Annotated in this window: 16 protein-coding genes; all 16 read left to right on the forward strand. The window is 40.4% G+C overall.

Annotated elements, in window-relative coordinates; genetic code table 11:
- Positions 1–19: 19 nt before the first annotated feature.
- The 16 genes from T501_RS16380 (at position 20) to T501_RS21575 (ending at position 10,966) form a co-directional block, all read left to right on the forward strand.
- Positions 20–742, forward strand: a complete 723-nt coding sequence (locus T501_RS16380) for a class I SAM-dependent methyltransferase (RefSeq protein ID WP_044916192.1) — start codon at positions 20–22, stop codon at positions 740–742.
- A gap of 54 nt (positions 743–796) precedes the next feature.
- The gene (locus T501_RS16385; RefSeq protein ID WP_044916194.1) at positions 797–1,399 is read left to right on the forward strand and encodes a GNAT family N-acetyltransferase; all 603 of its coding nucleotides are present in this window, start codon (positions 797–799) and stop codon (positions 1,397–1,399) included.
- A gap of 110 nt (positions 1,400–1,509) precedes the next feature.
- Complete coding sequence (locus T501_RS16390; RefSeq protein ID WP_044916195.1) at positions 1,510–2,178, forward strand: helix-turn-helix domain-containing protein; 669 nt, start codon at positions 1,510–1,512, stop codon at positions 2,176–2,178.
- A 30-nt stretch (positions 2,179–2,208) separates the two neighbouring features.
- Positions 2,209–2,610: a DUF6483 family protein gene (locus tag T501_RS16395; protein WP_044916196.1), complete on the forward strand. Its 402-nt coding sequence runs from the start codon at positions 2,209–2,211 to the stop codon at positions 2,608–2,610.
- Between the two features lie 259 nt (positions 2,611–2,869).
- Positions 2,870–4,060 carry a MerR family transcriptional regulator gene (locus T501_RS16400; RefSeq protein WP_242845551.1) on the forward strand — a complete coding sequence of 397 codons (1,191 nt, stop codon included), beginning with the start codon at positions 2,870–2,872 and terminating at the stop codon, positions 4,058–4,060.
- 2 nt (positions 4,061–4,062) lie between these two features.
- Positions 4,063–4,608, forward strand: coding sequence for an NUDIX hydrolase (locus T501_RS16405; protein WP_044916200.1), 546 nt, complete (start codon positions 4,063–4,065; stop codon positions 4,606–4,608).
- Positions 4,609–4,667: 59 nt separating this feature from the next.
- Entirely contained in the window at positions 4,668–5,153 is a 486-nt protein-coding gene (locus T501_RS16410; protein WP_044916201.1) for an HIT family protein, read from the forward strand.
- Between the two features lies 1 nt (position 5,154).
- Positions 5,155–5,916, forward strand: a complete 762-nt coding sequence (locus T501_RS16415) for an NUDIX hydrolase (protein ID WP_044916202.1) — start codon at positions 5,155–5,157, stop codon at positions 5,914–5,916.
- A 284-nt stretch (positions 5,917–6,200) separates the two neighbouring features.
- Complete coding sequence (locus T501_RS16420; protein ID WP_242832958.1) at positions 6,201–6,398, forward strand: hypothetical protein; 198 nt, start codon at positions 6,201–6,203, stop codon at positions 6,396–6,398.
- Positions 6,399–6,651: 253 nt separating this feature from the next.
- A complete protein-coding gene (locus tag T501_RS16425; protein ID WP_026509793.1) occupies positions 6,652–6,864 on the forward strand; it encodes a helix-turn-helix domain-containing protein in 213 nt (70 codons plus the stop codon).
- Positions 6,865–7,662, forward strand: coding sequence for a class I SAM-dependent methyltransferase (locus T501_RS16430; RefSeq protein ID WP_044916203.1), 798 nt, complete (start codon positions 6,865–6,867; stop codon positions 7,660–7,662).
- Complete coding sequence (locus T501_RS16435; protein ID WP_044916204.1) at positions 7,663–8,127, forward strand: GNAT family N-acetyltransferase; 465 nt, start codon at positions 7,663–7,665, stop codon at positions 8,125–8,127.
- Positions 8,120–8,566 (forward strand): GNAT family N-acetyltransferase, encoded by a 447-nt coding sequence (locus tag T501_RS16440; RefSeq protein WP_044916205.1) that lies wholly within the window; start codon positions 8,120–8,122, stop codon positions 8,564–8,566. Before T501_RS16435 ends, T501_RS16440 begins: the two co-directional genes overlap by 8 nt.
- A gap of 5 nt (positions 8,567–8,571) precedes the next feature.
- Complete coding sequence (locus tag T501_RS21570; RefSeq protein WP_155994901.1) at positions 8,572–8,715, forward strand: hypothetical protein; 144 nt, start codon at positions 8,572–8,574, stop codon at positions 8,713–8,715.
- Positions 8,716–8,872: 157 nt separating this feature from the next.
- Positions 8,873–10,780: a GNAT family N-acetyltransferase gene (locus T501_RS22990; RefSeq protein ID WP_330377093.1), complete on the forward strand. Its 1,908-nt coding sequence runs from the start codon at positions 8,873–8,875 to the stop codon at positions 10,778–10,780.
- Positions 10,781–10,789: 9 nt separating this feature from the next.
- Positions 10,790–10,966: a hypothetical protein gene (locus tag T501_RS21575; RefSeq protein ID WP_155994902.1), complete on the forward strand. Its 177-nt coding sequence runs from the start codon at positions 10,790–10,792 to the stop codon at positions 10,964–10,966.
- Positions 10,967–11,076: the final 110 nt, after the last annotated feature.

The raw sequence follows: 11,076 nt of genomic DNA on the forward strand, positions 1-11,076 counted from the left end.
AGAGAGTAAATAAACAAGAATGGACAACGTTTTTGATCAGGTAGAAAAGAATATAGATAACCTTGTAATAAACAATGCGGATTGGACAGCGTCTGCTACCAAGGAGGCACTAGATTCCGCAAGGAAAGGCAATTTAGTACTAAATTTTTATGATAAGAGAGTACCGGATGAATGGCTTTCCAACATAAGAGGTAAAAAAGTGTTATGTCTTGCAGGTGCAGGTGGTTTACAGGCACCGCTTCTTGCCTGCGCAGGTGCTGATGTTACGGTGGTTGATATTTCCGATAAAATGTTAGATAAGGATAGAGAACTGGCAAAATCAGAAAATCTTTCTATAGAAATTGTAAAAGGAAATATGTGCGATCTTTCACAGTTTTCAAATGATACATTTGACATGGTAATCAATCCGCCTTCTCTAATGTATGTGCCAAACTTAGATGTTGTTTTTGATGAAGTCTACAGAGTCACAAAATCAGGTGGTGAGTTTATTATCATGGCTCCAAATCCAATTAACTATTTGTGTGATTGGGTTGATACTGAAGATGGTGGCTATTATAAAGCTGTTCATAAAATGCCATGGTGTTCTAAAGATTATGATGATTCAGATTGGATTGAATATGGTCACACCATGGAAGAATACTTGGGAGGGTTGCTTAAGAGTGGTTTTGTAATTAACGGCTATAAGGAATGCCAGCGTGAAGACATTACAGAGCTAATGTTTATGGTAAAAGCTAGGAAGTGATTGCCTCATAAAGAAGAGTTGAAGGAATTGCTTGATGCAGAGGAATAGAGGTATATGAATAAGATTAGTGTACACAGATTGACGCCTGATATGGCAGAGCAATATGTAGCATATTTTGAAAATAGAGCGTTTTCAGATGGCAACGAGCAAAGAGGTTGCTATTGTGTTTGGCATCATTGGACAGAGCATAAGGAAGCCGAAAGAAGTGCGCTTCCAGAAAATGAACGACCTTTCTGCAAAAGAAACTATGCATATGAATTGGTCAAAAATGGGAAATTAAATGGATTTGTGGCAGTTTCTGAAGGAGAGATCGTTGGTTTCTGCAATGCGGATTTAAAAGAAAACTACTTCAGACATAGCAGGGATAATGATCCTGAAAGCTGGAAGGGGATAGATTCGGAGTCCAAGGTGTTAGCTATAGTATGCTACATCGTTGCCCCTGACATGAGAGGAAAGGGAATAGCAGACTCATTATTGGAATACGCGTGTGATTATGCCAAAGAAAATGGTTTTGATTATATTGAAGGATATCCGTCTGATGGAGTGTTTGATGCAAGGAATTGTGGTGGGACAGATTCAATGTATATTAAGAGAGAATTTCAAATCATACATACTGGAAGCCGAATCATTGCAAGAAAAAGATTATGTATTATATGAAAATGAGGAAATAGACAAAGTTGTCTAATCGAAAAAAACGGCATTTTCTCGCTTTATGTCGTGTACTGATCAGGCAACTTTTTATATTCTGTGAGTGAGAGGAGGAACACATGGATTCACAGAAGATAGGAACATTCTTACGCGAACTTCGTAAGGAAAAAAACTTAACACAGGAGCAACTTGCTGAAATATTAGGAGTATCAGGGAGAACTGTATCAAGATGGGAGACAGGATCAAATATGCCTGATCTTGCTATAATGATAGAACTCGCTGATTACTATGATATTGACATTAAAGAGCTCCTTAATGGAGAAAGGAAAAGCGAGATGGATAAAGAATTAAAAGAAACATTGAAAACGGTAGCTGATTACACTGATATTCAGAAACAGGAAGCGGTAAAAGCTAGCAGTTATGGCTTTATTACAGTTTTCATGGTATGTGCAGCTACAATTTTGGTTCAATTGGTAACGTATGCTGACATGAGACTGGTAATTGGAGAAACTGCAGCTATATTAGCCGGAGGCATTATATATCTGACGCTTGTTGTCAGAGCAGGTGCATGGAACGGCTCAAAGAAGGAGTCGGAGGTCATAAGTAGGGATCTTCTTGTCAGTGTAGTTACTTCATTGGTGTTTACAGTACCCTTTTTCTTTATAGCGCTTAGATATTCTGTAAGAAATGAATTTCAGCTCTCCATTGCTTTCTTTGGTATCATTTTTATTATATCTTTTGTTGTACTTAGGGCTTTAGCGGCTATTTCATCCAGGCACAGAAAATGATGTATTGTCGTATGAGAGCGGAGGTGCATTATGACATTTGACGATGAAAAAGATTATATCATGCGCATCATTAAGGAAATGGTAAGGGTACTTTTTTCATTGATGCTAGGTAAAAAGTATGTTGCAGTAGAGATGGAGCGTGATAATGGCTATGAAGTTTCCGGGAGAAAACTTGCTGAGCTTCTTGAAATGATAGATCGCGGAGAGATAAATAAAGCTGAAAATCTCCTTTTGGAATCTCTTGATTATTCTGATAAGAAAAGCATTGCTGCTGCGGCAATGTTCTATCAATATTTATCTGAGAAGGGAGAAGAGTTCCTTATAGAGCATGATTTCTCCTGGGAAGAAGTGCTTGATGGAATAAGCCGCTTAATACGACAGGCAGGCTATGCTGATGTTATCGATATTGTAGAAGGTACTGTTATTACTTGAAATGCTTTGTAATTAGGAAAAACAAATAAAAGTGGTATAACTATATTTACATTTTATTCAGTATTCAAGTGGACCATCAACAAACGAAAGTGGGTCAGAATTTGGACCAAAAAAGAAGGGGAGACTTAATTATGAAAAAGTGTTGACCTTGCCCTTGGGGCAGCCCTTACCATTAAGTAATCACAGGATGAAGTACGTACGAATCAGCTGTATTACTTAGTTTCTAAAAATGCATTTACCTAAAAAGGAGGGCATCAGTATGAAGGAAAAAATGACATCGGGAGAAATTGCAAAGCAGGCAGGAGTATCAACAAAGGCGCTTCGTATATATGATGAAAAAGGGCTGCTTAAGCCTGTTGGGCATTCCGATGGCAATTACAAACTCTATGACAAAAGCTCACTGATAATTCTTGAAAAGATTATTGCGCTCAAGCATATAGGATTTAGTCTTGAAGAGATTAAGAGCAGTCTTGAGAATGATGAACAGAGTTCTATAAGAGAAATCCTCGAGAAACAGCTTGAAATGATGGATCAGAAAATATATGAACTTCAAAAGGCTGCAAAGTGCATAGAATCAGCGCTTGCAAGGTTTGATGAAAATCCTGACTGGGACGATATTGCAGACATTATAAGAAAAATGGAAATGAGTCAGGGGGCGGATGAGCGCAGATGGTATGCTGCGGATCATGCGGCAGACGGAATTGAGTGGTATGAAAAGATTTTTAATTCTTTATCATTTGAGGAAAATGATACTGTTCTTGACCTTGGTTGCAGCTACGGCCTTTTGTGGAGAAAGAACTGGGATCGTATTCCTAAGGGCTTCAATGTATTAGGTGTAGACATTCACGGAAATTGGGCTGATGATCTCTACAATTATCTGGAGGATAACCGCGAGACTCTTCCGGAAGGCTCTGATATTCAGATCTTTTTCAGTAATCTTGAAAAAGATGAGACGTGGGAAAAGATTAGAGAGAAGAAGTATTATAAGATTATTGCACATTATCTATTATCTTATCTGCATGATGATGCTTACTTTATACAAAATGTGGCGCAAGTGCTGGCACCAGGCGGTATGTTTTCTGTTAATCATTATGGGGAAGCAGTGAAGGAATACAATTTCTGGGAAAATTGTTTAACTGAAGCGGGTTTAGATATTTCTTTTGCCCTTAAAAAGAGACAAGAAAGAAGGCAGGCAGACGCAGAGTTTGAGGCGCTTTTATCAGAGAACTTCGATAGAGTAGAAAAGATAGCGCTTCCAGGGCCATTAGTATTCGATAGCACAGATGCTCTTTTTGACAGAGTGCAAATGAAATACCCAGAGGGCGGAAAATATCTTGAGGACAACAGGGATGCTATAGAAAAATACTTTGCAACTGTGTTGCTGAAAGATGGCCCTGTTACTGTAGATATGGATAGCACATTTTATCATTGTTATAAGAGTGAGGGTTAAGGATGGATAATATGCTCTTTCCGGAGAGGCTTGATAGAAACAAAGTATATGAATGTGGAATATTTTCGTTATATACAGATAAAGTTAAGCTTCCAAGTGGGTATATCATTGAAAAATATCACCAGATTCATCACCATCATGAGGGCGTTTCAATAGTTGTCTTTAATGATAAAGATGAGATATTGATGATCAGAGAAATGCGATATACTGTGGGACATCTGGAGTGGGAAATTCCTGCGGGCGGAGTAGAAAACGGAGAGTCAATAGAAGAAGCTGCCAGAAGAGAGGTTATGGAAGAAACCGGATGCACAGTAAAAGACCTTAAGTTCTTGTGCTCTCAGAATCCGTCAAATGGTATGTCAGATCAGGTGATGCATGTTTTCGGTGCTAAGGTGGATTCTGAAGGACGGATCAATGATACTGATGAAGTAGCAGATAAAGTGTGGATGCCAATTGCAGAGGTGAAAGAGCTTCTTAGAAACAACCAGACAAAGGATGGCATTGCTATTTTGGCAATCCTTTTTGCATTACAGTTTTATGAGTATTGACCTTGCACTAAGGGCATGCTTTATCCTTATAGGTGAAAAAAATATGCAAAGGGGAAGCTATGAACAGAAAAGATATATTAGGGAATGAAATTAAGTCTGAGTGCGTAGGATGCGCAATTGTGCGTGGCGAGGTGAAACTTCCTGGGGGAATAATTTATGATGGGGAGTCGATTATTCTTGCCGCAGATCCTGAGATTCCAATTCCCGGGTTTCTAATAATTACATGTAAAAGACATATTCAGTCTTTTGCGGAATTAACTGCAGACGAGAGAGATGAGATAGGAAATACAATAGCAATTACAGAAAGAGCTATAAAGGATCTGAAAATTGCCGAAACTGTTACATTGGTTCAGGAAGAACGCTCCAAGCACTTTCATATATGGATTTTTCCAAATCAGGAGTGGATGCTGGAAAAATTCGGATATGGTTTGCAGTATCTGCGTGATATCAATGCTTTTGCCAAAGATAATGCTTCTGATGCGGATGTTGAAATCGTGATAAGGACTGCCGAAGAAATCAAGAAATACATAGAAAGTGCAAACTAATATGACTAAAATTGTTCCAATAGAAGAGCTAATAATACAAGAAGTGGCGGCAAGAGAACTGCCAAAGGATATTCAAGAAGGAGTGCAAGTCTACTGGAATGAACTTACAGCAAAGTACCCGGGGATGTTTAATGGGGCGTTATATTCTGTAATCAATATGGAAAATGATGACGGCACAGTCACGATAACCTGTGAGCCCTCTGATTATGCCCATTACAAATACAGTGAGATCATGGATCTTGGAGAGTATGCATGTAGAAGTATGTATGCCGGTTGCATATTAGTTTCATCTGACAAAAAGCTGTTTGTTTCATTAAATGGAGTAGGTTCAGAGTTTGTAGGAAAGATTCAGGGGATAGGTGGAGTTATGGACCCTTCTGACAGGATTATTGGTGGTGCCACACGCAAGGATGGCAGTACAGAGACTAATAAGCTATCACCCTTAGTAACAGCATTTCGAGAGCTTGAAGAAGAGGTAGGAAAAGAAATCAGGAATAGCGTTACTGATATAGGCAAATCATATCTTGTTACTAATGACAATAAGTATGGCTTTCCTTTTGTGTTTTATTCAAGCCTTGATTCAGAAAACATTCTACATGCCTTTGATTCTTTTAAGAAGGAGACCGGCAGTAATGAGGTTGATAGGCTGATCTATTTTGGAAAAGATGATACGGCTGAACTTGAGAAATATGAATCCGGACAAGATATTGGTGTAGTGGATCTTTTGAAAATCATTATGGGGAATTGTAAAAAAAGAAACTGAATATTACTTGTCTTTATCTCTATATAATAGGCAAATAAAGACAAATAATGATTTTGCTATGCATATTTGGAACTTATTTTATATGCTGTAAAAGTGGTACAAACTTGGTACAAAAGAAAGGCAAGGCCGGCGAAGCCCCTTTCTCTGCGGGTTTTTGGGACTATTAAAAGTTCGATCCCGGTCGCCGGCAGTAAAGAGAAGCAGTGATGCTTCTCTTTTTTTTGCTGTATCATTAAGGTATAATATAGCTAACGATTGAAGCTATAAATGAGGTGCAAGCTTTTATGAGTGATATAAAAGAAAAAAATGAATTGGATTATACATGTGGAATTTCTGATGATGAACTAACTCAGAGATTTATTGAGTCCATTCGCATTGATGAAGAAATTAGAAAGATAAAAGGACTTCCTACATCAGGCTATGATGCTGATTTAAAGAAGGCATATTTACTTTATCCGGATGGGAGGAAAGAATATGTCTGAGGAGAAGGCAAAGAAGAAGCAGCTGGATGAGGTGCTGACGCTGGATAGATAAGGTTCTGATCTATGATCTGGAGCATATCGAGATCAGGTAGAAGTTTCCAGATGAAGTGATAAAGTTCATAGAGGGATAGGCGGCGGAGCCGGTTGGAGCGATCTGATCGGCTTCTTTTTTTGCTTGAAAAATCCTGAGATTAAAATATACTACTAGTTATACAAATAAGATAACGATTGATCAGAGAACAGGGAAGAAATCATGGTCAAAAATAATATCGAATTAGATGTGAAAGTTAAGTGCATAGAGCAGGGAAAGACTCAGGCGCAGGTGGCGAAAGAGATTGATACCACCAGGGCCTATGTAAACCGGGTTATCAAGCGAAACGAGAGCGTAGTCAATAATACCTTCGTCAAGATGATGGAGGCATTGGGGTTTGACATTGAACTGCATTATGTGAAGAGGGAAGAGTAAGTGGAAATACGGGATAAACGAATAGATGATGGAACAGCATTTGATTGGGGAAGAACATCTGAGGAATATGCCAGGTACAGAGATATCTATCCGGATGAGTTTTATAAGAAGATTGCGGACAGGGGGCTTTGCATAAATGGGCAGAAAGTCCTAGACCTGGGAACCGGTACAGGCGTTCTGCCGCGCAATATGTACAAATATGGGGCGGAATGGTTCGGGACCGATATTTCTCCGGAGCAGATTGAGCAGGCAAAGATACTGGCTTCCGCTTCAAATATGAGGATAGGCTTTCAGGCTGTTCCAACAGAACAACTGGATTTTACGGGAGAGACCTTTGATGTAATCACAGCTTGTCAGTGCTTCTGGTACTTTGATCATGAGAAGGTAATCCCCAAACTGGCTGATCTTTTGAAAACTGATGGAAAGTTGCTCATCCTGTATATGGCATGGCTGCCATATGAAGATAAAATCGCAGGCGCAAGCGAAGAACTTGTGCTTAAGTACAGTCCTAAATGGTCAGGTGCCGGGGAAACAAGACATCCGATTTGGATTCCGGATATTGCCTATGACTATTTTGAATTAGAAGATCATGAGGAATATGATCTGATGGTGCCATTTACAAAAGAATCCTGGCACGGGAGAATGAGAGCCTGCAGAGGTGTGGGAGCCTCATTGTCAGAGACAGAATTAGCCAGGTGGGATAAAGAACACAGGGAGCTGTTGGACAGGATCGCACCGGAACAGTTTGAAGTCCTGCACTATGCAGCTTCTGCAGTGCTGCGAAAGAGAGAAAAATAAGTGGAGATAGTTACAGCGAAAAAGGAGGATTTGGAAATCGTTCGTAAGATTACCAAATCCACAATCAAATCAATATATCCCCGATATTATCCAGCAGGAGCCGTGGAGTTCTTTCTGGCACATCATTCGGACGAACATATTGTGACGGATATCTCTTACAATAAGGTTTTTGTTTTATATGAGGGCGGAGAGTCGGTCGGTACAGTGACGATTAAGGACAATAGTATTAATCGTTTGTTTGTTCTTCCAGATTACCAGCATAAGGGATATGGGAAGGTCCTGCTTGATTTTGCGGAGAAGAAGATACTGGAATTGTATGAATGTGTTCAGATCGATGCATCATTTCCGGCAAAGCGGATTTATTTGAAACGCGGATATAAGGAAATAGAGTATAACATCATCAAAACGGATAACGGTGATTGTCTCTGCTATGATGATATGAGATTGGAGAAAAAGCATGGTTAGAGAAGCTGAACAAAGTGATCTGGATGCAATACTTGAACTGTATCTGTTCTTACATGAGGACAGTATCCCTGAAAAAGACGAGCATTTGAGAGATACATGGCTTCAGATAATACAGGATACGAATCACCATCTGATTGTGAACGAGGTGGATGGTAAGATTGTTTCATCTTGCGTGTGCGTGATCATCCCCAATCTGACAAGAAATATCCGCCCCTATGCTTTTATTGAAAACGTGGTGACACGTAAGGATTATCAGGGAAAAGGCTATGCCAGTGAATGTCTGGAGTTTGCCAGGGAGATTGCAGAAAAAGAGAACTGCTATAAGATGATGCTGCTGACAGGTTCAAAGAAGCCGGAGACTCTTCAGTTTTATGAAAAATGCGGATATAACAGTAGCGACAAGACAGCCTTTATACAGTGGCTGGGAATTGAGAAATAAAGCAGATGGCATCATTATTACAGTCAACATTAAATACGAGGGCATTGCCTATAGGAAATCTGCGTTATATACGAAGTAATTATCCAGGAAACCTTACAGATCAGGAAGTGAAGTGGCTTGTTCAAAATGATGATGGAACAAGTTTGTAAAGGATTTCTGCGAAGATGAGGCAACGAAGGAGTTTCCAGAGAGGCTGAAAGCGGCAGCGGCGTTATGGAAGTTAGTAAGAGAGTCGGATATGAAAAAAGAATATTCGCATGATCTGCTTGAAAAGTACAAGAATGATATAGGACAGGTAAGTTGCTGATGATATTGAGAGATTTCAAAAAGGAAGATGCGCAGATTATAGCCGGGTGGCTCCAATCAGAGGAAGAATTATACAAATGGTCTGCTGACAGGTTTAATAAGTATCCTCTTTCGGGAAATGACATAAATGAAAACTATGCACCTCAGCTTGAAACGAGGCGTTTCTATCCACTAACGGCAGTAGATGATAATGGCGATGTTTTAGGGCATTTCATCATACGGTATCCGCGAGTTGACGATGACAGTTCTGTTCGGTTTGGCTTTGTAATAGTCAATCCCGCTATAAGGGGAAAAGGGTACGGAAAAGAATTGCTTCAGCTTGGAATAGGATATGTAAAGGAACATCTCAGCGCCAAAAGGATTGATCTGGGTGTATTTGATAATAATGAGAGTGCAAGGTATTGTTATGAGGCGGTAGGGTTTACGGCGTATGCTACGAGAGAATGCGAGATGCCGATAGGAACCTGGAAATGTACGGATATGGAAATGTTCATAGAAAAATCGCTTGAAACAGAACGCTTGATCCTGCGTTGCTGGAACGAAAGCGATGCAGAGGATTTATATAAATATGCCAGTGATCCCGATGTGGGTCCTATTGCCGGATGGCCTGCTCATCAGAGTATTGAAGAGAGCCGGGATGTGATAAAGAATGTCTTTAACGGCAAAGAGGCCTATGCTGTTTGTCTGAAAGAGGATGGCAAGGCTATCGGAGCAATTGAACTGAAGCTGAACGATCATACCGATATGACTGACCGAGATGATGAATGCGAGATGGGATACTGGCTCGGAAAGCCGTTCTGGGGTCAGGGCATTATGCCGGAAGCGGTGAAGGAAATGCTGCGCCATGCTTTTGAGGACTTAGGTATGCAGAAGGTATGGATTGGATATTATGAAGGCAATGCCAAGTCCAAGCGAGTCCAGGAGAAATGCGGATTCAAGTATCAGTGGCGATCCGAAAATGTGGATGTGCCGCTGATGCACGAGAAGCGGACAGGCCATGTGAGCCTGATGACGAAGGAAGATTGGAAAACATCACACAGGACTCTGAAACGGGAACTTGGGATTGCGCGCTGCGGGCTGGCTTGCTGCTTATGCTCCGAGAATGTTACATGTAAAGGATGTAAACGCGATGGTTTTATGGAACTTTCATGGTGTAAGGATGCAGAATGGTGTGAAGTACGCAGATGCGGTATTGATAAAAACCTGAGTGGGTGCTATGAGTGCAACCCTGCGGAATGCCGTAAGGGTTTATATGCAGAAAAAATAAAGCCAAGGGCTTTTGCGGAATATGCCCGGAGGTATGGACTTGAAGAACTTCTTGATTGCTTGGAACGTAATGAACGAGCAGGCGTGGTCTATCATCGTGAAGGAATAACGGGTGACTACGATGATTTTGATGATTTAGAGGAACTGATTGATTTTATCAAGACCGGTAAAAAGATGTGCATAGATTTGAAGCCGATAGCACGAGAGGATATTGAAACAGTCTGGAAGATGCAGGTGGAAGCATTCTCGGATCTTTTGGAAAAATATCAGGATTATGATATGAGTCCCGCGGCTGAAGACATGGATAAAGTATTAGCAAGGTTTGAACAGCCGTGGACGACATATTTCTTCATTATGGCAAATAATGAGAAGGTAGGAGTGATCCGTGTTGTAGATAAGAAAGACGGGAGCAGAAAGCGGATCTCTCCTATTTGGATCATGCCTGAGTACCGAAATAAAGGATATGCGCAGCAGGCAATACTTGCGGCGGAGAAAAAATATGGATCAACCCATTGGTGTCTGGATACCATATTACAGGAAAAAGGCAATCTTCATTTGTATGAGAAACTTGGCTATCATCAGACAGGCAGAATTGATAGAGTTAACGATCATATGGATATAGTGTACTACGAAAAAGATTGAGGAAAGCGCATGGATGATACAATGAAAGTTGAGAAGGCTGATATCGAAGATATAGATTCCCTTGTTGAACTCAGGCTTGATTACCTAATAGAAGATAATGGTTCTATTGATAAAAATGATGCTGAGATAATTCGTGAGGCTTTGCCGGATTATGATGTATCAGCGAGAAAACTCCTTCCGACATAGTCGGTGGGGGGATGAATCGCTGACCCTCAGCGCTTTACTTTGCTGTATCGCCCGGTTTTTTCATATTTTCTTTTGTGGTCATCCGTGCGCTGGCTTTCTATATATTTTTT

This window comes from Butyrivibrio sp. WCE2006 (assembly GCF_000701985.1).
Classification (GTDB): domain Bacteria; phylum Bacillota; class Clostridia; order Lachnospirales; family Lachnospiraceae; genus Butyrivibrio.

Bases quoted from the DNA above. Each gene is read 5' to 3' on its own strand.
- T501_RS21570 (WP_155994901.1), top strand. From the start codon at position 8,572: ATGGCATCATTATTACAGTCAACATTAAATACGAGGGCATTGCCTATA.
- T501_RS16385 (WP_044916194.1), top strand. From the start codon at position 797: ATGAATAAGATTAGTGTACACAGATTGACGCCTGATATGGCAGAGCAA.
- T501_RS16410 (WP_044916201.1), top strand. From the start codon at position 4,668: ATGAACAGAAAAGATATATTAGGGAATGAAATTAAGTCTGAGTGCGTA.
- T501_RS16440 (WP_044916205.1), top strand. From the start codon at position 8,120: ATGGTTAGAGAAGCTGAACAAAGTGATCTGGATGCAATACTTGAACTG.
- T501_RS16415 (WP_044916202.1), top strand. From the start codon at position 5,155: ATGACTAAAATTGTTCCAATAGAAGAGCTAATAATACAAGAAGTGGCG.
- T501_RS16420 (WP_242832958.1), top strand. From the start codon at position 6,201: ATGAGTGATATAAAAGAAAAAAATGAATTGGATTATACATGTGGAATT.
- T501_RS22990 (WP_330377093.1), top strand. From the start codon at position 8,873: ATGATATTGAGAGATTTCAAAAAGGAAGATGCGCAGATTATAGCCGGG.
- T501_RS16380 (WP_044916192.1), top strand. From the start codon at position 20: ATGGACAACGTTTTTGATCAGGTAGAAAAGAATATAGATAACCTTGTA.
- T501_RS16390 (WP_044916195.1), top strand. From the start codon at position 1,510: ATGGATTCACAGAAGATAGGAACATTCTTACGCGAACTTCGTAAGGAA.
- T501_RS21575 (WP_155994902.1), top strand. From the start codon at position 10,790: ATGGATGATACAATGAAAGTTGAGAAGGCTGATATCGAAGATATAGAT.
- T501_RS16405 (WP_044916200.1), top strand. From the start codon at position 4,063: ATGGATAATATGCTCTTTCCGGAGAGGCTTGATAGAAACAAAGTATAT.
- T501_RS16425 (WP_026509793.1), top strand. From the start codon at position 6,652: ATGGTCAAAAATAATATCGAATTAGATGTGAAAGTTAAGTGCATAGAG.
- T501_RS16395 (WP_044916196.1), top strand. From the start codon at position 2,209: ATGACATTTGACGATGAAAAAGATTATATCATGCGCATCATTAAGGAA.
- T501_RS16400 (WP_242845551.1), top strand. From the start codon at position 2,870: ATGAAGGAAAAAATGACATCGGGAGAAATTGCAAAGCAGGCAGGAGTA.